Annotated in this window: 24 protein-coding genes; 6 read left to right on the top strand and 18 right to left on the bottom strand. The window is 70.9% G+C overall.

Annotated features, from left to right (window positions below):
- Positions 1–115: 115 nt before the first annotated feature.
- The 4 genes from prpF to ACYVJJ_RS04715 all read right to left on the bottom strand — a co-directional run bounded on the left by prpF (position 116) and on the right by ACYVJJ_RS04715 (position 6,753).
- Positions 116–1,318, bottom strand: coding sequence for a 2-methylaconitate cis-trans isomerase PrpF (gene prpF, locus ACYVJJ_RS04730; RefSeq protein WP_460831528.1), 1,203 nt, complete (start codon positions 1,316–1,318; stop codon positions 116–118).
- 46 nt (positions 1,319–1,364) lie between these two features.
- Positions 1,365–1,811 (bottom strand): SRPBCC family protein, encoded by a 447-nt coding sequence (locus ACYVJJ_RS04725; RefSeq protein ID WP_460831526.1) that lies wholly within the window; start codon positions 1,809–1,811, stop codon positions 1,365–1,367.
- 80 nt (positions 1,812–1,891) lie between these two features.
- Positions 1,892–4,507 (bottom strand): Fe/S-dependent 2-methylisocitrate dehydratase AcnD, encoded by a 2,616-nt coding sequence (gene acnD / locus ACYVJJ_RS04720; protein WP_460831524.1) that lies wholly within the window; start codon positions 4,505–4,507, stop codon positions 1,892–1,894.
- Between the two features lie 383 nt (positions 4,508–4,890).
- Positions 4,891–6,753 carry an ABC transporter ATP-binding protein gene (locus ACYVJJ_RS04715; protein WP_460831522.1) on the bottom strand — a complete coding sequence of 621 codons (1,863 nt, stop codon included), beginning with the start codon at positions 6,751–6,753 and terminating at the stop codon, positions 4,891–4,893.
- A 179-nt stretch (positions 6,754–6,932) separates the two neighbouring features.
- On the opposite strand from ACYVJJ_RS04715, the gene ACYVJJ_RS04710 reads away from it, so the two are divergent.
- Positions 6,933–7,343 (top strand): RcnB family protein, encoded by a 411-nt coding sequence (locus ACYVJJ_RS04710; RefSeq protein WP_460831520.1) that lies wholly within the window; start codon positions 6,933–6,935, stop codon positions 7,341–7,343.
- Positions 7,344–7,392: 49 nt separating this feature from the next.
- On the opposite strand, the gene ACYVJJ_RS04705 is transcribed toward ACYVJJ_RS04710, so the two are convergent.
- The 7 genes from ACYVJJ_RS04705 to ACYVJJ_RS04675 form a co-directional block, all read right to left on the bottom strand.
- Positions 7,393–9,750, bottom strand: a complete 2,358-nt coding sequence (locus tag ACYVJJ_RS04705) for a hybrid sensor histidine kinase/response regulator (protein WP_460831519.1) — start codon at positions 9,748–9,750, stop codon at positions 7,393–7,395.
- A gap of 110 nt (positions 9,751–9,860) precedes the next feature.
- Positions 9,861–10,370: a hypothetical protein gene (locus ACYVJJ_RS04700; RefSeq protein WP_460831517.1), complete on the bottom strand. Its 510-nt coding sequence runs from the start codon at positions 10,368–10,370 to the stop codon at positions 9,861–9,863.
- Between the two features lie 91 nt (positions 10,371–10,461).
- The gene (locus tag ACYVJJ_RS04695) at positions 10,462–11,250 is read right to left on the bottom strand and encodes a lytic transglycosylase domain-containing protein (protein WP_460831516.1); all 789 of its coding nucleotides are present in this window, start codon (positions 11,248–11,250) and stop codon (positions 10,462–10,464) included.
- Positions 11,251–11,352: 102 nt separating this feature from the next.
- The gene (locus ACYVJJ_RS04690) at positions 11,353–11,604 is read right to left on the bottom strand and encodes a hypothetical protein (RefSeq protein WP_460831514.1); all 252 of its coding nucleotides are present in this window, start codon (positions 11,602–11,604) and stop codon (positions 11,353–11,355) included.
- A 288-nt stretch (positions 11,605–11,892) separates the two neighbouring features.
- Positions 11,893–12,351: a BLUF domain-containing protein gene (locus ACYVJJ_RS04685; protein ID WP_460831513.1), complete on the bottom strand. Its 459-nt coding sequence runs from the start codon at positions 12,349–12,351 to the stop codon at positions 11,893–11,895.
- A gap of 26 nt (positions 12,352–12,377) precedes the next feature.
- Positions 12,378–12,701, bottom strand: a complete 324-nt coding sequence (locus ACYVJJ_RS04680; RefSeq protein WP_460831511.1) for a hypothetical protein — start codon at positions 12,699–12,701, stop codon at positions 12,378–12,380.
- Between the two features lie 126 nt (positions 12,702–12,827).
- A complete protein-coding gene (locus tag ACYVJJ_RS04675) occupies positions 12,828–14,030 on the bottom strand; it encodes a serine hydrolase domain-containing protein (protein ID WP_460831509.1) in 1,203 nt (400 codons plus the stop codon).
- A 94-nt stretch (positions 14,031–14,124) separates the two neighbouring features.
- Between ACYVJJ_RS04675 and ACYVJJ_RS04670 the strand changes: the two genes are divergently transcribed.
- Both ACYVJJ_RS04670 and ACYVJJ_RS04665 read left to right on the top strand, forming a co-directional pair.
- A complete protein-coding gene (locus tag ACYVJJ_RS04670) occupies positions 14,125–16,125 on the top strand; it encodes an alpha/beta hydrolase family protein (protein ID WP_460831508.1) in 2,001 nt (666 codons plus the stop codon).
- A 252-nt stretch (positions 16,126–16,377) separates the two neighbouring features.
- The gene (locus tag ACYVJJ_RS04665) at positions 16,378–17,844 is read left to right on the top strand and encodes an outer membrane protein assembly factor BamB family protein (protein ID WP_460831506.1); all 1,467 of its coding nucleotides are present in this window, start codon (positions 16,378–16,380) and stop codon (positions 17,842–17,844) included.
- Positions 17,845–17,904: 60 nt separating this feature from the next.
- Here the strand turns inward: ACYVJJ_RS04665 and ACYVJJ_RS04660 are convergent, their stop codons facing one another.
- Both ACYVJJ_RS04660 and ACYVJJ_RS04655 read right to left on the bottom strand, forming a co-directional pair.
- On the bottom strand, positions 17,905–18,402 hold the full coding sequence (locus ACYVJJ_RS04660) for a response regulator (protein ID WP_460831504.1): 498 nt from the start codon (positions 18,400–18,402) through the stop codon (positions 17,905–17,907).
- Positions 18,399–18,758 (bottom strand): hypothetical protein, encoded by a 360-nt coding sequence (locus tag ACYVJJ_RS04655; protein ID WP_460831502.1) that lies wholly within the window; start codon positions 18,756–18,758, stop codon positions 18,399–18,401. Before ACYVJJ_RS04655 ends, ACYVJJ_RS04660 begins: the two co-directional genes overlap by 4 nt.
- A gap of 207 nt (positions 18,759–18,965) precedes the next feature.
- Between ACYVJJ_RS04655 and ACYVJJ_RS04650 the strand changes: the two genes are divergently transcribed.
- Both ACYVJJ_RS04650 and ACYVJJ_RS04645 read left to right on the top strand, forming a co-directional pair.
- Entirely contained in the window at positions 18,966–19,649 is a 684-nt protein-coding gene (locus ACYVJJ_RS04650) for a DUF6766 family protein (RefSeq protein ID WP_460831500.1), read from the top strand.
- A gap of 167 nt (positions 19,650–19,816) precedes the next feature.
- Complete coding sequence (locus ACYVJJ_RS04645; RefSeq protein ID WP_460831498.1) at positions 19,817–20,209, top strand: ExbD/TolR family protein; 393 nt, start codon at positions 19,817–19,819, stop codon at positions 20,207–20,209.
- A 37-nt stretch (positions 20,210–20,246) separates the two neighbouring features.
- Here the strand turns inward: ACYVJJ_RS04645 and ACYVJJ_RS04640 are convergent, their stop codons facing one another.
- From ACYVJJ_RS04640 to ACYVJJ_RS04625, 4 genes are all read right to left on the bottom strand, one after another.
- Positions 20,247–20,498 (bottom strand): hypothetical protein, encoded by a 252-nt coding sequence (locus tag ACYVJJ_RS04640; RefSeq protein WP_460831497.1) that lies wholly within the window; start codon positions 20,496–20,498, stop codon positions 20,247–20,249.
- Between the two features lie 70 nt (positions 20,499–20,568).
- Positions 20,569–20,853, bottom strand: a complete 285-nt coding sequence (locus ACYVJJ_RS04635) for a hypothetical protein (RefSeq protein ID WP_460831496.1) — start codon at positions 20,851–20,853, stop codon at positions 20,569–20,571.
- A 232-nt stretch (positions 20,854–21,085) separates the two neighbouring features.
- Complete coding sequence (locus ACYVJJ_RS04630; RefSeq protein WP_460831494.1) at positions 21,086–21,529, bottom strand: VOC family protein; 444 nt, start codon at positions 21,527–21,529, stop codon at positions 21,086–21,088.
- Positions 21,526–22,443, bottom strand: coding sequence for a GAF domain-containing protein (locus tag ACYVJJ_RS04625; RefSeq protein WP_460831492.1), 918 nt, complete (start codon positions 22,441–22,443; stop codon positions 21,526–21,528). The genes ACYVJJ_RS04630 and ACYVJJ_RS04625 overlap by 4 nt, the downstream gene beginning before the upstream one ends.
- A gap of 166 nt (positions 22,444–22,609) precedes the next feature.
- Here ACYVJJ_RS04625 and ACYVJJ_RS04620 point away from each other — a divergent pair, with 166 nt between their 5' ends.
- Positions 22,610–23,968: a L,D-transpeptidase family protein gene (locus ACYVJJ_RS04620; protein ID WP_460831491.1), complete on the top strand. Its 1,359-nt coding sequence runs from the start codon at positions 22,610–22,612 to the stop codon at positions 23,966–23,968.
- Positions 23,969–24,076: 108 nt separating this feature from the next.
- On the opposite strand, the gene ACYVJJ_RS04615 is transcribed toward ACYVJJ_RS04620, so the two are convergent.
- Positions 24,077–24,256 (bottom strand): KGG domain-containing protein, encoded by a 180-nt coding sequence (locus ACYVJJ_RS04615; protein ID WP_460831781.1) that lies wholly within the window; start codon positions 24,254–24,256, stop codon positions 24,077–24,079.
- Between the last annotated feature and the right edge of the window lie 262 nt (positions 24,257–24,518).

Here is a 24,518-nt window from a genome sequence, read left to right as displayed (position 1 = left end):
CGCAGCGGGCTCGGCGTTCCTCGCGCGACGGGCTTACGCGGCGCTGACGCCCATCCACCGAGCGTGGGAGGGGCGCGATCGTGCATCCGCCCGCGCCGACGAAGGCCCTCGCAGGCTAGTTCGGCGGGGCGCCCTCGAACGTGTCGGCCGGCACGCGGACATGTCCCTCCATCAGCACGCGCGCGCTGCGGCTCATCACCGCGCGTGTCACGCTCCAGCGGCCGTCCGCCTGCGCGACCTCCGCGCCCACGCGCAACGTGCCGGACGCATGCCCGAACCGCACGACGCTGCGCGCGCCGCCCCCGGCGGCCTCGCTGACCAGCGTGCCCGGCACCGCGGCGGCGGTCGCGATCGCGACGGAGGCCGTGCCCATCATCGCGTGGTGGAGCTTGCCCATCGACAGTGCACGCACGAGCAGGTCGACGTCCGCCACGCCGAGCGCCTTGCCGCTCGACGTGGCGTGCGCCTTCGGCGGCGCCACGAAGGCGACTTTCGGCGTGTGCTGGCGCGTGGCGGCCTGCGCGACGTCCGCGATCAGGCCCATGCGCACCGCGCCGTGCGCGCGGATCGCCTCGAACTTCCGCAGCAGGGCGGGATCGCCGTTGATCGCGTCCTGCAGCTCGGTGCCGTCGAAGCCGAGATCGGCCGCGCGCAGGAAGATGGTGGGGATGCCCGCATTAATCATCGTGGCATCGAACGTACCCACGCCGGGCACGTCGAGGGTGTCGACGAGGTTGCCCGTGGGGAACATCGCGCCACCGTCGCCGTCATCGGAGGGGTCGACAAACTCGAGCTGGATCTCGGCGGCCGGGAACGCCACGCCGTCGAGCTCGAAATCGCCGATCTCCTGGACCTCGCCGTCGGCCATCGGCACGTGCGCGATGATCGTCTTGCCGATGTTCGCCTGCCAGATGCGCACGGTGCACAGCCCGTCGCGCGGCACGCGCGCGGGATCGATCAGCCCGTTGGCGATCGCGAACGGGCCGACCGCCGACGAGAGGTTGCCGCAGTTGCCGCTCCAGTCGACGAATGCGCTGTCGATGGCGACCTGCCCGTAGAGGTAGTCGACGTCATGCCCCGGCACCTCCGACTTCGCGATGATCACGCACTTGCTCGTGCTGCTCGTCGCGCCGCCCATGCCGTCGGTGTGCTTGCCGTAGGGATCGGGTGAGCCGATCACGCGCATCAGCAGCGCATCGCGGGCGGCGCCGGGCACGCGTGCGACTTCGGGCAGGTCGTCAAGGCGGAAGAACACGCCCTTCGACGTGCCGCCGCGCATGTAGGTGGCGGGAATACGGAGCTGGGGACGAGGGCTCATGGATCTCGCGGGGGTCGGGTCGGAAGGCGGCGCCTGGGCGCCGGGCTCACTGGTCGGGAATGTTCGGCTCGACGAGTCGCGCGAGCTGCTCGAGCGACTCCTGCCAGCCGAGCACGCACATGTCCACCGGGATCGCGTCAGGGATGCCCGACTGCTCGATGCGCAGCTCGGTGCCGCCCGTCACCTCGCGCAGCTCGACGCGCATCTGCATCTGGCCCGGCAGCTCCGGCGTCTCGAAGGCGTCGGTGTAGCGCAACAGGCGATCCGGCACGAGCTCCTCGTAGCGCCCGCCGAAGGCATGCGAGGCGCCGGTACCGAAGTTGGTGAACGACATGCGGTAGCCGCCGCCGACGCGTGCATCCATCGCATGCACTTCGGCGGTGAAGCCGTAGGGCGCCATCCAGCGCACCAGCGCGGCAGGCTCCAGGAAGGCGCGGTAGACGCGCGATGCGGGCGCGCGGAGGACGCGGTGCAGGTGGACGGTGCCGGGCATGGACGATCTCCGTGGGCGGATCGCGAGCATCGCGCGAAGGTGGCGCGGCGTCGATCCGAGGACCGACACCGCGCGGGGGCTCAGGCCGCGGCCTGGGCCGACTCGAGGAAATCGTTGGCGAAGCGCTGCAGCACGCCGCCGGCCTCGTAGATGGAAGCCTCCTCGGCGGTGTCGAGGCGGCAGGTGACGGGCACCTCCAGCGTCTCGCCGCTGCGGCGATGGATGCGCAGCGTGAGCGTCGTACGCGGCGTGCGCTCGCCGACGACGTCGAACGCCTCCGTGCCGTCGATGCCGAGCGTCAGGCGGTTCGTGCCCGCCTCGAACTCCAGCGGCAGCACGCCCATGCCGATCAGGTTGGTGCGGTGGATGCGCTCGAAGCCTTCCGCGACGATCGCCTCCACGCCCGCGAGCCGCACGCCCTTGGCCGCCCAGTCGCGCGAGCTGCCCTGGCCGTAGTCGGCGCCGGCGATGATGATCAGCGGCTGGCGGCGCTCCATGTAGGTCTCGATCGCTTCCCACATGCGCGTAACCGTACCTTCGGGCTCGATGCGGGCGAGCGAACCCTGTCGCACCGTGCCATCGTCGTTACGCACCATCTCGTTGAGCAGCTTCGGATTGGCGAACGTGGCGCGCTGCGCGGTGAGGTGGTCGCCGCGGTGCGTGGCGTAGGAATTGAAGTCCTCCTCCGGCACGCCCATCTTCGCGAGGTACTCGCCGGCCGCCGAGTTGAGCAGGATCGCGTTCGACGGCGAGAGGTGATCGGTGGTGATGTTGTCGCCGAGCACCGCGAGCGGGCGCATGCCGGCAAGCCGCCGCTCGCCGGCGAGCGCGCCCTCCCAGTACGGCGGGCGGCGGATGTACGTCGACTGCGGGCGCCAGTCGTAGAGCGGGCTCACCGGCTCGCCGTGCTCCACGCGCACGTTGAACATCGGCCCGTAGACGCGGCGGAACTGCTCCGGCTTCACGTGCTCGCGCACGATCTCGTCGATCGCCTCGTCGGTGGGCCACAGGTCGCGCAGCGTGATCGCATTGCCGTCGGCATCGAAGCCGAGCGTGTCCTTCTCGATGTCGAAACGGATCGTGCCGGCGATCGCGTAAGCGACCACCAGTGGCGGAGAGGCGAGGAAGGCCTGCTTGGCGTAGGGATGGATGCGGCCGTCGAAGTTGCGGTTGCCGCTCAGCACGGCGGTGGCGTAGAGGTCGCGTTCGATGACCTCCTGCTGGACCGCCGGGTCGAGCGCGCCGGACATGCCGTTGCAGGTAGTGCAGGCGAAGCCGACGATGCCGAAGCCGAGCGCTTCCAGCGGCGCGAGCAGGCCCGAGGCCTGCAGGTACAGCTCGACCGCCTTCGAGCCCGGTGCGAGCGAGGTCTTCACCCACGGCTTGCGCACGAGGCCGAGCTCGACCGCACGCTGGGCGAGCAGGCCGGCGGCGATCACGTTGCGCGGGTTCGACGTGTTCGTGCAGCTGGTGATCGCGGCGATGATCACCGCGCCGTCCGGCATCAGGCCGGCGGCTTCCTGCGCGCGGGCGGTGTCGAGCGGCTGCGCGATGCCGCGCTCGGCGAGCGCGCTCGTGGGCAGGCGCCGGTGCGGATTCGACGGGCCGGCCATGTTGCGCACCACGCTGGACAGGTCGAACGTGAGCGTGCGCTCGTACTCGGCGTCGACCAGCGCATCGGCCCACAGGCCGGCGGCCTTCGCATACGTCTCCACCAGCGCGATCTGCGCTTCCTCGCGGCCGGTCAAGCGCAGGTACTCGAGCGTGTTCGCATCGATGTAGAACATCGCGGCGGTCGCGCCGTACTCGGGCGCCATGTTGGAGATCGTCGCGCGGTCGCCCAGGGTGAGCGCACGTGCGCCCTCGCCACGGAACTCGAGGTAGCTGCCCACCACCTTCGACTGGCGCAGGAACTCGGTGAGCGCGAGCACGATGTCGGTCGCGGTGATGCCCTCCTGCGGCCGGCCAGTGAGCTCGACGCCGACGATCTCCGGCAGGCGCATCCACGAGGCGCGCCCGAGCATCACGCTCTCGGCCTCGAGGCCGCCGACGCCGATCGCGATCACGCCGAGCGCGTCGACGTGCGGGGTGTGCGAGTCGGTGCCCACGCAGGTGTCCGGGAAAGCCACGCCGTCCTGCGCATGGATCACCGGGCTCATCTTCTCCAGGTTGATCTGATGCATGATCCCGTTGCCCGGCGGGATCACGTCGACGTTGTGGAACGCCTTCTTCGTCCACTCGATGAAGTGGAAGCGGTCCTCGTTGCGGCGATCCTCGATCGCGCGATTCTTGGCGAAGGCATCGGGATCGAAGCCGCCGCATTCGACGGCGAGCGAGTGGTCGACGATCAGCTGCGTCGGCACCACCGGATTGATCTGGGCCGGGTCGCCGCCGCGCTCGGCGATCGCATCGCGCAGGCCGGCGAGGTCGACCAGCGCGGTCTGGCCGAGGATGTCGTGGCAGACCACGCGTGCCGGGAACCACGGGAAGTCGAGGTCGCGGCGACGCTCGACGAGCTGGCGCAGGTAGTCGCCGATGCAGTGCGGCTCGGCGCGACGCACGATGTTCTCGGCATGCACGCGCGACGTGTACGGCAGCCCGGCCCACGCGCCGGGGCGGATCGCATCGACGGCCTCGCGGGCGTCGAACCAGTCGAGGGCGGTGCCGGGCAGGGGCTTGCGGTGGGCGGTGTTCATCGGGGCGGGCGCTCGCGGCGGCGTCCGGCGCTGCCGGTGCACGCCGATTCGCGGGCACCGGCTCCGCCGGGCGCGGAATCGGGTGGGCCGGGCACGACGCCCGGGACCCGAATTATCCCGCACATGCTCCGGCCGCGCCTGCGCCCGGAGCCAACGGCTCGCGGACGTTCAGGCCGCGCCGTGCGCGCCCGCAGCGACGTGGCGCGGGCCGCTGCCGAGGCGCAGGCGCGCAGCGGGCCGGCCGGGGCGCCGGGACCCGCGCAAGTCCGTGCAGGTGTGAGACGTGCGGATCGGGTCGAGGCGCCACGGTCGCAACCGCCGTGTGCCGAGCTCGAGCGATGCCCGCGGTGCAGCACTGTGCCAGTCGACCGCCGGTATCCGGCTCAGCGATACCCCGCCGCCTGCAGCTCGAACAGCTCCGCATAGCGCCCACGCTGTGCCATGAGCTCGTCGTGCGTGCCCGAGGCCTCGACCCGCCCACCGCCGAGCACGAGGATGCGGTCGGCCATGCGCACGCTCGAGAAGCGGTGGGAGATCAGCACCGAGGTGCGCCCCGCCCCGAGCTCCTTGAAGCGCTGGAAGACCTCGAATTCCGCGCGCGCGTCGAGCGCGGCGGTGGGCTCGTCGAGGATCATCACCTGCGCGTCGCGCATGTAGGCGCGCGCGATGGCGATCTTCTGCCATTGCCCACCGGAGAGGTCGACGCCGGTGTTGAAGCGCCGGCCGATCACCTGGTCGTAGCCCGCAGGCAGGGCCTCGATCACTTCGTCGGCGAGCGAACGGCGCGCGGCCTCGCGGATGCGCGCGTCGTCGCCCATCGCCTCCAGCCGGCCGACGCCGATGTTCTCGCGCGCGGTGAGGTGGTAGCGCACGAAGTCCTGGAAGATCACGCCGATGTTGCCGCGCAGGTCGTCGAGATCAAAGTCGCGCAGGTCGCGGCCGTCGAGCAGGATGCGGCCTTCGTCGGGCTCGTAGAGGCGCGCGAGCAGCTTCACGAGCGTGGTCTTGCCCGCGCCGTTCTCGCCGACCAGCGCGAGCACCTCGCCGGCACGAAGCTCGAAGTCGAGCCCGCGCAGCGCCCAGCGCTCCGCATCGGGATAGCGGAAGCCGACGTTCTCGAACACGAAGCCGCGCTCGATCGGACGCGGCACCGCACGCGCATCGGGCGGCGACGTGATCTCCGGCGTGATCTCGAAGAACGAGAACAGGTCGTCGAGGTAGAGCGCCTGGCCGGCGACCTGCGAGAAGCCCACCAGCAGGCCCTCGAGCAGCTGGCGCAGGCGGCGGAAGCTGCCGGCGAGGAACGTCAGGTCGCCGATCGAGAAGTCGCCCTGCACGGTGCGCCAGACGATGTAGGCGTACGCGACGTAATAGCCGAGCGTGCCGAGCGCGGCGAACAGCGTGCCCCACAGCGCGCGGCGCCGGGCGAGCGCACGGCTCGCGAGGAAGAAGCGGTCGGCGAGTGCGCGGAAGCGGTCGATCAGGAAGCGGTGCAGGCCGAAGATCTTCACTTCCTTCGCCGTGTCCGCGCTCGCGCCGGTCTGGCGCAGGTACTCCAGCTGCCGTCGCTCGGGCGTCCACTGGAAGTTGAGCGAATAGCCGAGCGCGTTGAAGTGCGACTCGCCGACGAACGCGGGGACCAGCGCGACCGCGAGCAGGAGAATGAGGCCCGGCGCGTAGGCGAGCAGGCCGACCGCGAAGCTCACCACGGTGATCGCGTCCTGCAACTGGCCGAACAGCTGGCCGAGCAGGTTCATGCGGCCCATTGTCTGCCGCCGCGCGCGGTCGAGGCGGTCCTGCAGGTCGGGGTCCTCGAAATCCTCGAGGTCCAGCGTCGCGGCATGCTCCATCAGCCGCACGCTGGTCGCGTTGGTGAAGAGCTCGGAGAGCAGTGTGTCCGAATAGTTCGCGAGGCGCGCGAGCAGGTCGGCCGCCACCGCAATGCCGAGCTCGAGCGCGAGCAGCATCGCGATCGTGTCGAGCTGGCCGCTGGCCCAGGCGCCCCGCAGGTCGTCGCCGATGCCGACGCCGAGCAGGCGCACCGCCTCGTCGATAATCAGCTTGCCGATGTACAGAAGCGCGACAGGCAGCAGCGCCTGCAAGAGGCGCAGGGCGAGGCTCGCCAGCGCCAGCGAGGGGCTGGTGCGCCAGATCTGCACGAGGAACGGGCGCAGGTTGCGCAGCGCATCCAGGCGCTCGCGCAGGGGGAGGGCCGCGCGGGCGGACGATGAGGCGTTGGGAGGCATCGCGCGATTGTCGAAGCGGTCGAGCGGCAGGGCGTGAAGGGCACGATGCTCACACGATGGCGACACCGCGACGACGCCGCGCCGACCGCGCTGAATGCGCGACGACGTTCACGCTCGGGGTCGTCGCGCATTCAGCGCGGCTCGGCTAGGGTCGTGTCGTCACCGAGGAGGACCCCGCCATGAAACGACTGATGATCGCGACCGCCATCGCTGCCCTCGCGCTCGCCGGCCCCGTGGCCGCGAAGAACGGCAATGACCACGGCAAGGGCAAGGGCCACGGCCACAAGGGCAAGGCGCATGCCGAGCACGTCGTGCACGTGCCGGTGCGCGTGGTGCGCGGCCAGGTGCCGGTGGTGCACGGCCGCCACGACAACGGCCTGCACCTCGGCCACCAGAAGCGTGCCTGGGCCCGCGGCGAGCGCCTGCCCACGACGTACCTCGTCCCCCGCTATTACGTCGAGGACTACCGCGTGTACGACCTCGCCCCGCCACCGCGCGGGATGGTCTGGGTACAGCCCTACGAAGATGCGCGCCGCTTCTATCTTGTGCAGGCGGCGACCGGCCTGATCACGCAGATCTTCGGCCGCTGATGCCGCAGCGCGAAGGCCCCGCTCCGGCGGGGCCTTTTCGTGTCTGGCGTCAGCCGCCCCCGACGATCGCGAGCAGCGCCTCGACGTCGACCGGCTTGACCAGATGGTGGTCGAAGCCCGCCGCGCGGGATTCGGCGCGGTCGGTGGCGCTGCCGTAGCCGGTGATCGCCACATAGAGCGAACCCGGCGCCGGGCCGGCGCGCAGCGTGCGCGCGAGGGTGTAGCCGTCGATGCCCGGCAGGCCGATGTCGAGCAGGTAGATGTCCGACGGGTCGTGCAGGGCGGCGTCGAGGGCGGCACGCGCATCGCGATGCACCCGCACGTCGTGGCCGTGCAGGTCGAGCACCATGCCGAGCGCCTCCGCGGCGTCGATGTTGTCGTCGACGATCGTAACGCGACGTCGCCGCGCCGCGGCCGGCGCCTCGGGCGGCGCCGGCAACGGGAGCGCGACGTCCGCCTCCGGCAGCTCCACGACGAAGCGGCTGCCGCGGCCCGGGCCGTCGCTGTAGGCCGCCACCGTGCCGCCGTGCGACTGCACGAGGTGGTGCACCAGTGCGAGCCCGAGCCCGAGCCCGCCGTGTGCGCGATCGGGGCTGCGCCGGCCCTGCGAGAACAGCTCGAAGACATGCGGCAGCAGCGCCGGCTCGATGCCCTGGCCGTCGTCCGCCACGGCGATGCGCACGAGGCCGTCGCCGCATTCGACGTCGACGTCGATGCGTGAGCCGTCCGGCGAATACTTCGCGGCATTGTTGAGCAGGTTCGCGACCACCTGGATCAGGCGCGTGCGGTCGCCGCACAGCCGCGCGGGCCGATCCGGCAGGCGCACGGCGAGCCGGTGCCTGCGCGCATCGAGGTCCGCGCGCGACTGCTCGACCGCGCCGGCGACGATCGCCGCGGCGTCGAGCGGTTCCTTGCGCAGCGTGATGAGCCCGCGCGTGACGCGCGAGACGTCCAGCAGGTCGTCGACCAGGTCGCGCATGTGCCCGGCCTGCCGCGCGATGATCCGCGCGATCTCGCGAACGCGCGCCGGCTCGTCGGCGACGCGGTCGAGCAGGTGCGCCGACGTGCCGATCGGGGCGAGCGGATTGCGCAGCTCGTGCGCGAGCATCGCGAGGAACTCGTCCTTGCGGCGGTCGGCGTCTGCGAGCGCTTCCTGCGCCGTCTTGACGTCATGGATGTCGACCGACGTGCCGAACCAGCGCACGACCTCGCCGCTTGTCGGATCCCGGTACGGCTCGCCGCGCACGAGGAACCAGCGATAGGTGCCGTCGGTCGATCGCATGCGGTGCTCGATCGACAGCGCGCGGCCCGTGGCGCGTGCGTTCTCGAAGGCGGCGACGGTGGTCGGGATGTCGTCCGGGTGGATCCACTCGGCCACCGCCGGCCCGTCGCCGGCGGCATCGAGCGCGAGGCCGGTGTAGTCCGTCCAGCGGCGATTGAGGAACTCGACCGTGCCGTCGTTGCGTGTGATCCACACCAGGTGCGGGACCGCATCGGCCATCAGGCGGAAGCGTTCCTCGCTCTCGCGCAGTGCGGCCTCGTTGCGGCGGCGGTCGATGTGCGGGAACACGCGCGCGGCGACGCCGCGCAGCAGGCGCACCTCGTCCTCGCGCCACGTGCGCGGCGCGGCCTGCGTCACCGACACCGAGAACCGCCAGGCGCCGTCGCGCAGGAAGGGCACGATGACGAACGCGTGGATGCCCAGGCCGGCATACGACGCGGCGTCGACGCGCTGGTCGCGCGCGGTGTCCTCGACCGCGACCGGCTCGCCGCGCCGGAGGTCCGCGGGGAAGTCGCCGAAGAAGATCGCATCGAGCCGATGGCGACCGTGCAACGCGCGCCCCTCGCCGCGCCAGCCGGTGGCGATGTCGAGCACGCCCGCAGCCTCGTCGATCTCGCTGAACTCGCAGCTCGCCACGCCCAGCAGGCGCGTGAGCCGCTCGGCGACCTTCGCGAACACCGCGTCGAGCGCCTCGCCGCGCGCCAGGTCATCGGACAGCTCGGTGAGAAGCGCACGGTGCGCGTCCTGGCGCTTGCGCTCGCTGATGTCGTGCACCTCGAGCACGGTGCCGACCACGTCGTCACCGTCGCGGATCACACTCGCGGCGAACCAGACGTCGTAGAAGCGGCCGTCGCGATGGACGAACACCTCTTCGCCCTGCGTGCCGCGCTGCGCGAGCACGGCCTCGCCGATCGGGCAGGCCTCCATCGGGAACGGCGTTCCGTCGGGGCGCACGTGGTGGACGACGTCGTGCAGCAGTCGCCCGCGCATCTCGTCCATGCGATAGCCGGTGAGGGCTTCAGCCGCGGGGTTCATGTAGGTGCACCGGTGCGCGGCATCGAGGATGAACAACGCCGCGGTGGCGTTGTTGAGGATGTCCTCGAGGGGATTCTCGCTGCCGCTCACGGAAGGCTCGCTGGGCCGGGTGCGCGTCGAGTATCGCCGGCCCGTGTGACGAGCGACAGGGCAAGCGCGGTGGATCGCGACGCGGCGCACGCCCGCGCGGGGCTGCGCGCTCAGCGCGCCGCGTGGACCAGCAGCGCGCCGCCTGCGGCGAGCGCGAGCACGCCCAGCGTAGGCGCCGCGAGGCGAAGGTCGGCGCGCGATGGCAGGCTCGCATTGAGAAGCGTCCCCGCGACCCAGGCATGGAGCGCGAGCAGGGCGCCGTCCGCACCCGGCGCAAAGGCGGCCAGCCAAGCGATCGACGCGGGCAGCAACAGCAGCGGGGCGAGGGCGATTGCGCCGGTGCGCCACCAGCGCGGCACGAAGGCGACGGCGCCGAGCCGCCAGCCGTGTGCAGTCGGCTCCGGCCACAGGCGCGGCCGCTGCGGACGGGCACCGAGTACGAACGCGACCGCGTAGTGCGCGAGCTCGTGCGCCGCGGTCCCGGGCAGCGCGAACAGCGCATAGGCCCACATCCCGGCACGCGCGACCACCCGCTGCAGCACCAGCACGGCGGCGACCGCGAGCAGGGCCGGCAGCGGAATGTCGGCGAGACGCACGGCGAGGGCTTCGGGCATCGGCATCGATGCAGTATCGCCATGGGACGGCGCGGCGCGTAACCGGCTCCGCGAGCCCATACCACGCCCATCAACTGCGACGCCGCGCCCGGTGGCGCTACTTCGCGGCCGTGAGGATCTCGCGGCCGTCGGCGGTGACGGGACGCTTGCCGAGCGCCGCGCGATAGCGTGCGTAGAGCGCCTGCACCTTCTCGATGTAGGCCCGCGTCTCGCGATACGGCGGCACGCCGCCGTAGCGGGCGACCACGCCGGCGCCGGCGTTGTAGGCGGCGGCCACGAGCACCAGGTCGCCACGGTAGCGCTTCATCAGCTGCTTGAGGTGGCGCGCGCCCGCGTCGATCGACTCGGCGGCCGACAGCGGATCGCGCACGCCATAGTCGCGCGCGGTCTCGGGCATCAGCTGCATGACCCCGAGCGCGCCCTTGGGCGACACGGCGGCAGGATCGAAGCCGCTCTCGGCATGCGCGATCGCGCGTAGCCAGGCCTCATCCACGCCCGTACGCTTGGCCGCGGCCTTGAACTGGGCGGCGAAACGGTCGATCCGCGGCGCACCGACCTTGCCCAGGCCCATGTGCGCGGGCTCGCCCTTGGGCGTTTCGACAGTAAAGGCGAGCACCTTCTTCGAGCCCGGCAGGTTGCGCGTGCTGTAGACGGTGCGGCCATCCTGCTCGCGCTCGTAGAGCGTGCCGCTGACCACGCCGAGCGCGCCCCACAGGTTCGGCACCTTCACCGCGTCGTCGGCGACGGTCTTGGCCTCGCAGCGCGAACCGGGCTCCGGCGCCGTCGCCAGGCTGACCGTGCCGTCGCGTACGCACCGGTACACCGTGCGCGCCGCCACGGACGGCGCGAGCAGCAGGAGGATGACGAAAGTGAAGGCGCGAAACATGCGCGCAGTCTAGGGACCGCGCCTGTACCCGGCCTGTGCCGATGGTTGAGACGCTTGGCTGAGCCCGTTACATGCCACGGCTGCAGACGCGCATGCAGCGACTCAGTCGCCGCGGGAAACCCCGTACCGATCGCTGTCGCCGCCGCGACGACGCGCGAGCGAATCGTCCTGCCCACCGGCGAGGCCGTTGCTGTCGCGGTCGCGCTGATGGTCCTCGATGAACTCGCCGCGGTCGGCGAGGCTCGCGTCGTGCAGCCGGTTCTCCGGGCTGCGGCCCTCGTCGGGGCCGGTCATGTTCTCGCGGTTGCCGCTGGGGACGCCGCGGGTCGTGTCGGGGGACGTATGCGTGCTCATCTCGATGCTCCCGCCGCGAACACCACGGCGTGAATCGAGGCTCGCACCGCATGCGTTAGCCGCCGGCGAGCGATGGGTCGCGGATGCGTTACAGCGTCGGATTCACCACGTTCCGACCGCCTCGGGCCTAGCCTTGGGCCTTCGATCCCCCGGAGACGGTCATGGCGCACATCGGCATCGGCAGCAAGAAGATCCATTACGTTTGGATCGTGCTCGGCGTGATCGTCCTGCTCGCGATCGCGTACGGCTGGGCCAGCGGCGCCTGAGGCCCGCGCCGGGCCGCGCGGGTCATCCGCTGCGGCCGGGTCCGAAGAAGTCGTCCCATTCGCGGAGCAGGCGCGCGAGCGCTGCGTTCTCCGTCGATGCTGCACGTCCGGGCGCGAGCGCGTCGATCCATGCGTCGTTCGATGCCGCGCGCTGGTGGCGGCGCTGGAAATCGCGGAAGCCCATGTGCCAGGTATCGAACTGCCGTGGCACGCCGTCGGCCTGCGCGATCACGGCCACGTCCACGTGCAGGCGCGAGGCCCGGATGCGTTCGAACGTGCGCTCGACCGCGGAGGCCTCGCCTTCGAGGTACTGGACGATGCGGTCGCCCGATTTCAGCAGCGCGCCGGTGATGCCGCGCAGCGCGTTGAGCGTGCGCGAGCGGATGAGTACGAGGTCGAGTTCGGCGTCGGTGAGTTCGGTCGTCGCGCGGCTCGCATAGACGAGCGCATGGACGCGATCGAGCACGGGTCGCTCGCTCACGGGCCCGTCAGGCGGGATTGCGGTGCTCAGGCGGCTTGCGACGCCGCTGCGGCGTCGACAGGCGCGGCTGACGCCCGGACAGACTCGACGGCGGCCACGACCATGGCCGTGGCATCGTCGTGGCGCGTGCGCAGGCTGCGCGCCATCACCAGCCGCGCATCGCGCGTCACGATCGCGTGCCCGTGCTCGGCATGCTGCACATAGGCCGTGGCCGGCTCGTTGCGCACGAACAGCAGTCGCCAGCCGCCCTGCTCCAGGTGGCTCAGCTTGGCGCGCTGCGAGAGGGCAAGCCGGCGGCGCACCTCCGGGCCGGGCAGCGGGCGACAGCGGCGGCGGTCGTAGATCAGCATGGCGGGTCCGGCGGACGTCGGGATTTCCGTTATGCCAGATCGACGTGACGACGGTATCGGGACTTCCACCCAGATCCGGCTTGGCCGGCCTGAACGGTTCGGCTGCGCGGCCTGACGGTCGCCGGGTCAGTCGCCGCCTGTGGCGAGCCGCTCCTCGATCCGCATGAACGCCGAGCGGTCGCCGGGCACGTCCGGCACGCCGGTGGCGAAATAGGCGACGCCTTGCCCGGTGGCCGGGTCGATCCACAGGCCGGAGACCAGTCCGTAGGCGAGCCCCGCGTGCCCGATGCGCCTGCGGCCGTCGCCGAAGGGGTCATCGCGGCAGCCGGGGCGAGCCGTCCCGAGGATCTGGATCGCGAGCCCGAAGCCGCAGTAGAACCCCTGCGCGGACGCCGGCGCCTCGTCTTCCGCGGTCTGGCCATTGCCGGGGGCGTACTGCCAGTGCGGCGTGGCGAGCATTCGGATCGACGCCGGCCGCAGCAGGCGCCGACCGTCGACCTGGCCCTCGGCCAGGAGCAGTCGCCCGATCTGCACGAGGCCGCGCGCGGAGATGCGCAACCCGCCCTGGGGCGAGAACAGCGCGCCATTGCGCCCCGCACGCCACAGCGCGAGGTCGCAGCCACCGCCGGCGGCCGGCAGCACCGGGCACGGCGGACGGCGGCCCTGCAGGTCGTCGCGCAGCGGGCGCCGGTCCGCGTCGTACAGCACCACCGCGCGTGCGACGGCGCGATCGTCGCAGGTGGTCCAGTTGAAGCACGCATCGATGCCGAGCGGTTGGAACACTTCGGCATCGACGAGGCGGTCGAAGCGCTCGCCGGTCGCCGCCTCCATCACCGATGCGACCACCGGCGAGCCGAGGTTGGCATAACGGAAATGCGTGCCCGGCGCGTGCCCGGAATCCCAGGCACGTGGATCCGCGACGAGATCGCGCAGCGCACCGTCGAGCGGGACCGCGTAGTAGCCCGCCGCGTCGGTGAGGCCCGCGCGATGCGAGAGGAGCAGGCGCAGCGTGACCGGCACGTCGGGGTGCGCGGGATGGCGCATGCGCCAGCCGAGCCAATCGGAGACGTCGCGATCCAGGTCGAGCCGCCCGGCTTCGACGAGCCGCATGACGGCGAGTGCCGTCACGAGCTTGGAGATCGACGCGACGCGCACCGGCGAGTCGAGGTCGACCGCGCGTCCCGCAGCGATGTCGGCAAGGCCCTCCGCGTGCGCCGAGGTGATGCCGGACGCGTCGAACGCCACGCGCACCGAGGCCACGGGGGCGTGCGGCGCGGCGTGGGCATGGCCGGCGACAAGCAGCATCAGGGCGGTCAGGCACGCTCGCATCGACGTCTCCAGCGGGGGTTGCGGTCCAGCGCGCCAGGGTGGCCACAGCGGGCACGGCCGGTAGAATGCGCCCACAGGGAAGGGGGAATCCACCATGCATCGTCGTCTTCTCGCGCTGGCGTTCGCCGGCGCGTCGTTCACCGCGGCTGCGCAGAATGCGCCGGCCAAGCTCGAGACCAGTGGCGCCCTGTTCGGCGTGCGCGAGACCGTGCAGCAGGCCGACCTGTCGCCGGACGGCACCAAGGTGCTCTACGTCACCCCGGGGCCCGGGCGCACGACCTACGTGCATGTCGCGGATGTCGGCGGCAGCACGCCGCGCGTCGTCACGCGCGTGGATGGCAACCCGGAGCGCATCGCATGGTGCCGCTTCGCGACCGACGTCCGCGTGGTCTGCAACGTCCGCGGCGAGGCCAACAGCGGCGGCCTGATCATCCCGTATTCGCGGCTGGCGGCGATGGACCTCGACGGCCGCAACGTCAAGCCGCTCGGCCAGCGCGACAGCCAGTACGACGGCTCGCTTCGGCAATACGACGGGGACATCATCGACTGGCTGTCGGGTGAGACGCCGGTGATCCTCATGGCGCGCCGTTACATCGCCGAAGCCGGCAAGATGAACACGCGGATCGTCCGCAGCGAGAACGGGATCGGCGTGGATCGCGTCGATGTCACGACGCTGAAGACGGAGGAGGTCGACGCGCCCAGCAAAACCGCGGACTTCTTCCTCAGCGATGGTCGCGGCACGGTGCGGATCAAGGGCTGGCGACCCACGCAGGGCGCCACACAGCAGCTGGTCGACCGCGTGGAATACGCCTATCGGTTGCCCGGCCAGAAGAGCTGGCAGCCGTTCTCGTCATGGAGCGATGACTCGGGCATGGCCCCAATCCACGTCGACGGCGAATCCAACAGCGCCTACGTGCTCAAGAAGCTCGATGGTCGCATGGCGCTGTACCGCGTGAAGCTCGACGGCTCCCTCGCCAGCGAGCTCGTCTACAAGAACGACAAGGTCGACGTGGCCGGCGTCGCCACGGTCGGACGCAACGCCCGCGCCGTCGGCGTGACGTTCGTGGAAGACAGCCGTCGAACGATCTACTTCGATCCCACGTACAAGGCGCTCGCCACCGCGCTCGGCAAGGCGTTGCCGAACCTGCCGATGATCGACTTCATCGCGACGTCCTCCGACGGCAACCGCGTCCTCATCAATGCCTCGAGCGACGTCGACCCCGGACGCTTCTACGTCTTCGACCGCGCGAAGAAATCGGTGAACGAGATCCTGCTCGCGCGGCCCGCGCTGGAAGGCGTGAAGCTCGCGAAGGTGAAGGCGATCACCTATCCGTCCGCGGATGGCACGCCGATCCCCGCCTACCTCACGCTGCCCCCGGGCGCGGAGTCGGCCAAGGGCCTGCCCGCGATCGTGATGCCGCACGGCGGCCCGGAGGCGCGCGACGAGTGGGGCTTCGACTGGTTCGCGCAGTTCTTCGCGCACGAGGGCTATGCCGTCATCCAGCCGAACTATCGCGGCTCGGCGGGTTACGGCGACGAGTGGATGCAGGAGAACGGCTTCCGCGGCTGGAAGACATCGATCCAGGACGTCACCAGCGCCGCGCGTTGGCTCGTCGCGGAGGGCATCGCGGATCCGTCGAAGCTCGCCGCGGTCGGCTGGTCCTACGGCGGCTATGCCTCGCTGCAGGCCGGGGTCGTCGAGCCTTCGTTGTTCAAGGCGCTCGTCGCCGTCGCGCCCGTCACCGATCTCGCCTTGCTCAAGGCGCAGGCGCGGGACTACACGAGCGCCCGCATCGTGCGGGACTTCATCGGCGCGGGTGCGCATGTCGAAGAAGGGTCGCCGCTGCAGAACGTGCAACGCATCCAGGCGCCCGTGCTCATGTTCCACGGCTCGATGGACCTCAACGTGCGCATCGAGCATTCGCGCCAGATGGACAGGAAGCTGCGCGCGGCCGGCAAGTCGAGCGAACTCGTGGAATACGACGGCCTGGAACACCAGCTCGCGGATTCGAATGCACGCGCGCTCATGCTCGATCGCATGGCGGCATTCCTGCGCACGCACCTGGGTGCGCCAGCAAGGGCGGGTAGCCCCTGAGACGGCTAGAGCCGGCCTCAGATCCGTCGGTCTTCCACCCTGCGTCGCGAGCCTTGCGACGCGCTCGGCGTCGCAGACGCCGCCTACTCGGTTCCGGAGTTCAGCATGCGCCGTTCCATCCCGTTTGTCGCCCTGTCGGCTGCGATCACTTTCGGCCTGCTTGCCCTGCGGGCCACGGAGCCTACGCGGACCGTATCGGCCGCTGTGGCCGGATCCGCCGTGGTCTCGTCCAACGTGCCCATGGTGCGCCTGATGTCCTCACGCAGCGCCGTGCGCATCGACACCACCCAGGGCGAGGTCGGCGGCATGAGCTTCTCGGTGGGCTTCGCCGAAGGCAGCGGGCTGCTCGAGCTCGCGGCGTCACCGCCGGCAGGTCTCGAAGTCGTGGAATTGCCCATGCAGCGCGGCCGCAACTACGCCGCAGTGCTCCGTACGACCGCGGGCCTGCCGGCCGGCCAGTATCTGGGCAGCCTCACCGTGCGCGCATGCGCGGCGCGGCCCTGCGCGGGCGACGAGTTGGCCACCATAAGCATCCCCTACCGGATCAACGTCGGCGCGACGCGTGTGGTGGAGACGCCGGGCGAGTGGGCGACGTTCCAGGCCGACATGGGGCATACCGGCTACTTGCCGGTCCATCTCGACACGGGCAAGTGGCGCACGAAGTGGACGTGGACCCGTCCAACGTCCGGGCCGCTCGCGAACGTCGTTACGGAGGGCGGGCGCGTCTTCATCACCGAGCGCCTCTGGAATTCCGTCGCGTACGTGAATGCGCTCGACGAGCGCACCGGCACGACCGTCTGGTCCCTCTCGTATCCGAACCTCGCGCTCGGACCCGCCACCGTCGCAAACGGTCGCCTCTACACCTACGCGACGGGATCGCCCAGCTCCGCGCTGCTCGCACTCGATACATCGAATGGCGAGCAGGTCTATCGCACGTGGTTCGGTAGCGGCTACCGGAGCCCGTTGGCACCCGCCGTGCGTGACGGCATCGCGTATCCGACCGTCGAGAGCTACTACCGTTCCATCCGTGCCGTCGGGCCGACGGGAAGCGTCGCCTGGCAGGCCCCCTATGGCGACCTCGACATCGACGCCGTCGCGCTCGACGGTACCTGGCTCTACCACTACGACGGCGACTCGCTAAACGTCATCGACCCGAAAGACGGCAGCGTAGTGAAGTCGATCGCCGATCCGTACGCGTCGCCGTCCTACGACACCGCCTTCGTCGGCGCTCCGATCGTGACGTCGCCCGGGAACGTGATGGCGTTCAGCGGCAAGGCGTCGGCCTACTACGGCAACAGCGGTCGCCTGCTGGTCAACTACTCGATCGCAGAAGGCAAGGCACGCTGGCGCTCGGCACGGCCCTATGTCACGCATGCCGCGACGGGCGACGGCGTCATCGTTGCAGGCTCGAACGCACCCTTCTCGCTGGATGTGCTGAGCGAGTCCACCGGGCAGTTGCTCTGGTCGTGGGCCCCGCCGGCGAACGACTACAGCTTCCTCACGTCGACGAACGTCGTCCTGACCAAGAACCTGGCGTTCGTCAGCACGGGGAACGCCGTCTACGGTATCGATCTGGTCACCCGCAGGGCGGTGTGGTCGTTCCCCGTGCCGGGCCACCTGTCTCTGTCGCCGAGCGGCACTCTGTTCGTAATGGAGCCTTTCAACGGCGAGTATGCCAATACTCACCAGCGTGTTTTCGCGATCGGCGGCTACCGGTAACCGCGCGCAACTGTAGCGGTCCAGCGCTGCAGTCGTCGGCTGATCCGGGGCGTGCCGACATCAAGCATTGCGCGGCTGCAGGCCCTGCACCGCGTTGAGGAACGTCGCGGCATCGAACGGCTTGCGGCAGACGCGCACGTCGCGGAAGCGCTCGGGGAGCCGTTCGGGGTCGTTCGCCGTCGCGAAGACGAAGGGCAGTCCGCGCGCGAGCAGCGCGTCGGCGACGGGATAGACGGTCTCGCGCCCGAGGTTCACGTCGAGCACGGCGCCGTCGATCTCCGGCAGCGTCTCGAGCAATGCGAGCGCGTCGGCGACCGAAGCGATCGGACCCACCACCTCGGCGCCGAGGTCGCCCAGCGTGTCCGACAGGCCGACCGCGAGCACGAACTCGTCTTCCACCAGCAACAGCCGGAGCCCACGAAGGGGCAGGTCCGATGCGCTGGCCGCAGGTGCGGCCTGCGCTGGCGTCTCGCCGGCCGAGAGGATCGCGTCCGCGGCTGCTGCAGGCTCCGCCGAGGCCGATGCGGTGAGATGCACCGCTCCGTCGAGCCCGCTCATGGCAGCCGCTCGATACGGTGCTCCGCGCTTTCGCACAGTACCGCGCGCCCCGGCTCGGTCGCGCGCGCGACGACGCGCACGCGGCGGCCCTGGAGCGTCTCCGGTGATTCGACGGCCTGTGCACGGCACAGGTTCCAGCGCGCAGGCAGTTCCACCGCGATCGTGCCCGACGCGTCCGACGCGACGCGGATCACCGCGTTCCCGTCGTAGGTCCATGGCGTCATGTCGACCGCGGTGACGCGTCCTTCGAAGTGCAGTTCCGCACTGCGTGGCGCCGGCGCAGGGGTCGCACAGCCCTGTGCGAGCAGCATCGCGAGCAAGGGGAGGGCGAGGGATGTCGTGGGGCGGTGGTTCACGGCGGAGGTGTCGACGGGCAGGGGTGGATAGGATCGGCGGCCGGCCGCTCAAGTCGGGTGAAGCCTTCGCCGACGGCTGAGCACTTCAGCGCAGGTGCGCTTCACAGTCCAGCGGTGCCTTGATACGACGGCCCCACCGAGCGGCCGTCACGATGCGTCCGCGCACGGCCGCCTAATGTCGCGCCACGTCATCCGCGGAGCCGGCCCATGCCGCAGTCGATCAGACCCGAGCACGCATCGTTCGTCCAACGCAATGGGCTCACGCTCGCGTTCGCCGCGCTGATGCTGCTTTCGCTGGTCGGGCATGCGTTGACCGGCTGGTCGCGCGCCAACGAGGACCACCGCGAGCACGGCGAGGCGCCCGAGGCGTTCGCGCACTACCTCGGCAGCGGTGAATTCCTCTCGACGCTGTTCGAGAACTGGGAGAGCGAGTTCCTGCAGATGGGCCTGTTCGTGCTGCTCACCGCGCACCTGCGCCAGCACGGGGCATCGGAGTCGCGCCCGCTCGACCTGGCGGAGGAGAAGGCGTCGGAGGAGCCACTGCCCCCGGTCGAGCAGCGCCCCTGGCCGGTGCGCCGCGGGGGTGCCTGGCGCAAGGTATACGAGCATTCACTCAGCGGTGCGCTGCTCGTGCTGTTCGCCATCTCGTTCGCGCTGCACGGGTACAACAGCTGGCGCGACGAGGTCGAGGACAGCGCGCGGCATCGCGAGCCGCCGCCGACCCTCGTCGAGCACGTGACCGGCCCCGGGTTCTGGTTCGAATCGTTCCAGAACTGGCAGAGCGAGTTCCTCGCCGTGGTGTCGCTGGTGCTGCTCTCGATCGTGCTACGCGAGAAGGACTCGACCGAGTCCAAGCGCGTCGAGGATCCGCATTCCAAGACCGGAGCCTGACGTAAGAGAAACGCGCACGGCAGGCCGATGCGGCCACGTCGGAATGCGATTTCGCGACGTCGCGGGCAGATGCGGAAAATCCATCACGGGAGCGCCGAAAAGCCATTGCGTGGTCACGCGCGGCGGGCGTAGCGTCGAGCCACGTCCACCGCACGAGGAGCAGCGCCATGGCCGCCTACGCCGATGCCCCACGCAATGACGCGATCGCGCAGATCAACATCACCCCGCTCGTCGACGTGATGCTGGTGCTGCTCGTGATCTTCATGATCGCAGCGCCCGCTGTCACGCAGACGCTCGCGACGCGCCTGCCGGCGGATACGCGGATCGAGACGAAGCCGTCGATGCCGCTGCAGCTTGAAGTGACGGCCCTCGGCGAGTTCACGCTCGACGGCCGGGCGCTGGCCGAGCCGGCGCTGCGCGCAGCTCTGGCCGAGGTGGCGCGCAGGGCGCCGGACACGGTCCTTCGCATCCGCGCATCGGACGCGGCCGATTACCAGGCGTTCGCGACCGCGCTCGCCGCCGCACAGGGCAGCGGCCTGGTGAACCTCTCGGTGCAATGAACCTGTGGGCCCGCAGCACGCGGGCCCATCCTCACCCTTAGCCGTCGCGCGTCTCGCTCAGCGCGGACTGCACGGCCTGTCGCACCACGTCGATCACATTGCGCGCAGCGCCCTCCACCTCGGGCAGGTTGTCGACGAAATCCTGGAACAGGCGGCTGCGATCGATGCCGGTCTGCTTGGAGATCGCGTCGGTGAGAGCCAGCACCACCACGCCCACGCCGACCGACATTTCGCCCAGCGCCTGACCCACCGCCTCCGCGACGGAGCGCGCGAGTTCGTCCTGTTGCATCGTCGAGACCTCCACGGTTGAGGGAGGCGACGCTACACCCGCCGCGGCAATGCCGCGCGAAGACGCGCTATCAGCCGCCGGCGGCGGGCTCGGCGGCGGCGACGGCCGCGGGCTTGCGCGGCGTGGCGGCGTTGGCGGGCGCCGCAGCATCCGCGGGGCGCATGTTGCGCAGGCCGCGCGCGAGCTCCGCCATGGCCTGGCCGAAGGCATTCTTCGAGGCCGCGCGCTGCGGCTGCGGGTTCACCGACGCCGGCGACGATACGCGCGCGGGATCGTCCGTGCGGACCGGACCGGCCGCATGCGAAGGGGCGATCGACGCGGCGGCGAGCAGGAGGGCGAGGGCAGGCAGTCGCATGGTAGGGCTCCAGGGCATTCGCGGCAGAGCCTGCGCAGCGCGGGCCGCAGGGGCCGTGAAATACCGGCGCGTGCCGACGGGCGAACCGCGCGCGTATCGGATCCGCTCAGCGACGTCGCTGGGGTGTGAGCACGGCAGCCTCGCCATCCCTCGACGGACCCGAGGGCCGCGTATATGGCGCCGCGTCGGGGAACGTCGCGTGCCGCGAGCATCGTGCCGGCGCGATGCCGGCTCACTTCGCGAACAGCTGTCCCTCGATGTCCGCGAAGGCCTTGAACTCGAGCGCGTTGCCCGACGGATCGAGCAGGAACAGCGTGGCCTGCTCCCCGGGCTGCCCGGCGAACCGCACGTGCGGCGCGATCACGAAGCGCAGGCCGGCGGCCTCCAGCCTCGCGGCGAGGACATGCCAGTCGGGCAGCTCCAGCACCACACCGAAGTGCGGGACCGGCACGTCATGCCCGTCGACCGGGTTCTCGCCCTGCACCGCGCGCGGCAGGCCATCGACCTGGTGGCAGACGAGCTGGTGGCCGTAGAGGTCGAAGTCCACCCAGCGCTCGGCGCTGCGCCCCTCGGGGCAGCCGAGCACCCCGCCGTAGAAGGCGCGCGCCGCGGCGATGTCGTGCACGGGGATCGCGAGATGGAAGGGCGTGAGGCGTGGCATGCGGGCCGGTGTCATGCCGCGCTGCGCGCAGGGCGCAGGAGGTCCTTCTCGGCGCTGAGCGCGGCATCGGCCCGTAGGTAGACCGCCTCGGGGGATTCGTCAGCGGATCCGGCGCGTGCGCTGCCGACCAGAACCTGCAGTCCGGTCGCCTGCGCGAAGACCTCGGTGCCCAGGCGCAGCTTCGCCAGCGCGGCCTCGGCATCACCGTGCAGCAGCGCGACGCTCTCGCCGGTGCCGGTCACCCGGCTCACGCTGTCGCCGGGTCGCATCGCCTCGTCGAGCAGCGCGTCGAGCTGGTGCAGGGTCTTCTCGACCGCACGGTCCCCGAGCCGCTCGACGGCGCCGGCGAAGTCCTGCACCTGCAGGATCGCGATGGAATACGGCTGGCCGTCGTGCACGGCGCGCGCGGCGGGCTCGAGGTCGGCCGTGCGGCGATGGTCGCGCTCGCGCTTGGCGGCCTCCATCAGGTTCATCGTCAGTCGCGCGAGCGATTCCAGCGCGAGCCGCTGCGGCTCGCTCAGGGCGCGTGGCGCGTGGTCGATCACGCAGACCGTGCCGATCGCCTGACCGCCCGGCGTCACCAGCGGCATTCCCGCATAGAAGCGCGCGGCCATGTCGCCGGTGACGAAGGGATTGTCGGCGAAGCGCGGGTCGGCCGGCAGGTCGCCGACCTCGAAGAGCTGGCCGGGCTGGCGGATCGCGTGGTCGCAGATCGCGTGCTCGCGCGGCGAGCCCGTGCCGTCGACGCCCACCTTCGCCTTCCACCACTGGCGGTCGCGATCGACCAGCGAGACCAGCGCGATCGGCGCATCGCACAGCATCGAGGCCAGGCGTGCGATGTCGTCGTAGGCGGTCTCCGGCAGGGAGTCGACCATGCGATAGAGGTCGAGCTCGCGCTGGCGTGTGGATTCGTCGGGGCTGGGCGTCATGGGCGGGTCCGAGGTGGAGCGCGAGTGTCGCAATGCGGACGCGGCGCCATCAACCGGCCTCCCACGCTGTCTTCGCGATCGTGAATGTACGGCGCGCGGCGGCGGCCGGATTCACGTGCCACCGACCGCGCCCGTCAAGGATGGCGGAACGACCGAGGGAGCCGCCATGACCGACCGCAACGCCCGTTTCCACGTCCCGACCGTACTGATGACCGCGCTCGCCTGCGCGGTGCTCGCGGCCTGCACGCGCAGCCCCAGCCCTGCCGGCGATGGCAGCGCCGCCGCGCCGCCGGCCCCCGCGACGGGCGCAGGTGCCCCGGGCTCCGCGACCGGTACGCCCGGCATGCAGGACGGCCAGCCGGGCGCGCCGGGCAATGCGCTGCCGGTGGCGCCGGGCACGGGGGCACCGGCGACGCCGGCCGTCGTGGCCGCGCCGGCCGATGCGCAGCTCGCGAAGGACAGCCCCCTGCGCGCGCAGGTCCTGCTGGAGCGCGCCTTCTTCTCGCCAGGCGAGATCGACGGCAAGAAGGGCAGCAACATGCAGCGCGCGGTGAAGGCGTTCCAGACGGCGAATGCACTTCCGGTCACCGGCACGCTCGACCAGGCCGCCTGGGACCTGCTCAATCGCGACACCGCGCCGGTCCTGGTGCAGTACACGCTCACCGCCGAGGACCTCGCCGGACCGTTCGAGAAGACCCCGAAGTCGCCGATGGACATGGCGAAGATGGAGGCGATCCCGTACGAGTCGGCGGTGGAGAAGATCGCCGAGAAGTTCCACATGTCGCCGGGCCTGCTGAAGGAGCTCAACCCCGGCGTCGATTTCGCGGCGCTCGATACGGCCGGCGGCACCGACGCCAAGCCCGCGGGCGCCACTGCCGCCAAGCCCGCCACCGGCACGACGTCGAACGGCGGTGGTGCGGGCAGCGTGGGCGGGGCCAAGCCCGCCATGCCCACGACCGGCGCGGCCGCCAAGCCGACGACACCGGCCGCCGGCAGCACGACCGCGGGCACCCCCGGGGTTCCCACCCCGGCGACGACGGCGCCGTCCGGCCCGCCGGCCGCTGGCACCGTCATCACCGTGCTGCACGTGCAGCCGGCCGAACAGTTCCCGACGCCCGCGAAGATCGTCGTCGACAAGTCCGACTCGGCACTGCTGCTCGTCGACGGCGCCGGCAAGACGCTCGGCCAGTTCCCGGTCACCACCGGCAGCGCGCGGTTCCCGCTGCCGATCGGCGATTGGAAGGTGACCGCCGTGCAGCAGAACCCGGTCTGGCACTTCGATCCGAAGCTGATCGCCGGCAGCAAGAAGACCGACAAGGAAGCCGACGTGCCGCCGGGCCCGAACAATCCGGTCGGCCTCGTCTGGATCGGCCTGACGAAGGAGCACTACGGCATCCACGGCGCGCCGCATCCGGACCGCGTCGGCAAGACCGAGTCGAACGGCTGCATCCGCCTGACCAACTGGAGCGTGCTCGCACTGTCGAAGGTGGTGACCGAGGGCATGCAGGTCACGATGCGCGAGTGACCGACGCGCCGCGCGGGCATCGGGCCCGCGCGGCGAATGCTCACGAGAAACGCTCACGAAAAAGGCGCGGACCTTGGGCCCGCGCCTTTGCAGTGACGGGTGTTGGCCTCAGCGCTCGTTGCCGCCGCGGCCGCCCTGATTTTCACCGCGATTGCCGCCACCGCTCGCCTCGCCGCCCTTGCGGCCGGCCTCGCGTGCTTCTTCCGACGTGAACTCGTGTGCATTGCCGCTGCGATGCGCGGCGCGCCCGCCCTCGGATGCGATCTCGCGCTGCTGCTCGGTATCCATCGACGCGAAACCGCGTTCGCCCGAGCCGCTGCTGTCGCGACCGCCCTGGTTTCCACCCTGATTACCGCCGCGACTGCCCTGGTTGCCGCCCTGATTACCTGCCATTTCGCACTCCTTCGTCTGGGGTGGGCCCGGATCCCGAGCCCGCAGCCAGATTGCGTATCGGCGCGTAAGCGTCGCGGTAGAGAATCGTTCGGCGGACTTAACCCGCTTCATCGAGCTGAGCGGCACTCGACGCGCGAGGTCACGCTGCGCTCAGGGC

This window comes from Lysobacter humi (ex Lee et al. 2017), from assembly GCF_054781815.1.
Note: the sequence above shows the minus strand (reverse complement) of the source record. Positions and strands in the feature narration are given on the sequence as shown.

Excerpts from the sequence above, each read along its gene's own strand:
- prpF (WP_460831528.1), bottom strand. The coding sequence starts at position 1,318 with ATGAGCCCTCGTCCCCAGCTCCGTATTCCCGCCACCTACATGCGCGGC.
- ACYVJJ_RS04725 (WP_460831526.1), bottom strand. The coding sequence starts at position 1,811 with ATGCCCGGCACCGTCCACCTGCACCGCGTCCTCCGCGCGCCCGCATCG.
- acnD (WP_460831524.1), bottom strand. The coding sequence starts at position 4,507 with ATGAACACCGCCCACCGCAAGCCCCTGCCCGGCACCGCCCTCGACTGG.
- ACYVJJ_RS04715 (WP_460831522.1), bottom strand. The coding sequence starts at position 6,753 with ATGCCTCCCAACGCCTCATCGTCCGCCCGCGCGGCCCTCCCCCTGCGC.
- ACYVJJ_RS04710 (WP_460831520.1), top strand. The coding sequence starts at position 6,933 with ATGAAACGACTGATGATCGCGACCGCCATCGCTGCCCTCGCGCTCGCC.
- ACYVJJ_RS04700 (WP_460831517.1), bottom strand. The coding sequence starts at position 10,370 with ATGCCGATGCCCGAAGCCCTCGCCGTGCGTCTCGCCGACATTCCGCTG.
- ACYVJJ_RS04695 (WP_460831516.1), bottom strand. The coding sequence starts at position 11,250 with ATGTTTCGCGCCTTCACTTTCGTCATCCTCCTGCTGCTCGCGCCGTCC.
- ACYVJJ_RS04690 (WP_460831514.1), bottom strand. The coding sequence starts at position 11,604 with ATGAGCACGCATACGTCCCCCGACACGACCCGCGGCGTCCCCAGCGGC.
- ACYVJJ_RS04680 (WP_460831511.1), bottom strand. The coding sequence starts at position 12,701 with ATGCTGATCTACGACCGCCGCCGCTGTCGCCCGCTGCCCGGCCCGGAG.
- ACYVJJ_RS04675 (WP_460831509.1), bottom strand. The coding sequence starts at position 14,030 with ATGCGAGCGTGCCTGACCGCCCTGATGCTGCTTGTCGCCGGCCATGCC.
- ACYVJJ_RS04670 (WP_460831508.1), top strand. The coding sequence starts at position 14,125 with ATGCATCGTCGTCTTCTCGCGCTGGCGTTCGCCGGCGCGTCGTTCACC.
- ACYVJJ_RS04665 (WP_460831506.1), top strand. The coding sequence starts at position 16,378 with ATGTCCTCACGCAGCGCCGTGCGCATCGACACCACCCAGGGCGAGGTC.
- ACYVJJ_RS04660 (WP_460831504.1), bottom strand. The coding sequence starts at position 18,402 with ATGAGCGGGCTCGACGGAGCGGTGCATCTCACCGCATCGGCCTCGGCG.
- ACYVJJ_RS04650 (WP_460831500.1), top strand. The coding sequence starts at position 18,966 with ATGCCGCAGTCGATCAGACCCGAGCACGCATCGTTCGTCCAACGCAAT.
- ACYVJJ_RS04645 (WP_460831498.1), top strand. The coding sequence starts at position 19,817 with ATGGCCGCCTACGCCGATGCCCCACGCAATGACGCGATCGCGCAGATC.
- ACYVJJ_RS04640 (WP_460831497.1), bottom strand. The coding sequence starts at position 20,498 with ATGCAACAGGACGAACTCGCGCGCTCCGTCGCGGAGGCGGTGGGTCAG.
- ACYVJJ_RS04635 (WP_460831496.1), bottom strand. The coding sequence starts at position 20,853 with ATGCGACTGCCTGCCCTCGCCCTCCTGCTCGCCGCCGCGTCGATCGCC.
- ACYVJJ_RS04630 (WP_460831494.1), bottom strand. The coding sequence starts at position 21,529 with ATGACACCGGCCCGCATGCCACGCCTCACGCCCTTCCATCTCGCGATC.
- ACYVJJ_RS04625 (WP_460831492.1), bottom strand. The coding sequence starts at position 22,443 with ATGACGCCCAGCCCCGACGAATCCACACGCCAGCGCGAGCTCGACCTC.
- ACYVJJ_RS04620 (WP_460831491.1), top strand. The coding sequence starts at position 22,610 with ATGACCGACCGCAACGCCCGTTTCCACGTCCCGACCGTACTGATGACC.
- ACYVJJ_RS04615 (WP_460831781.1), bottom strand. The coding sequence starts at position 24,256 with ATGGATACCGAGCAGCAGCGCGAGATCGCATCCGAGGGCGGGCGCGCC.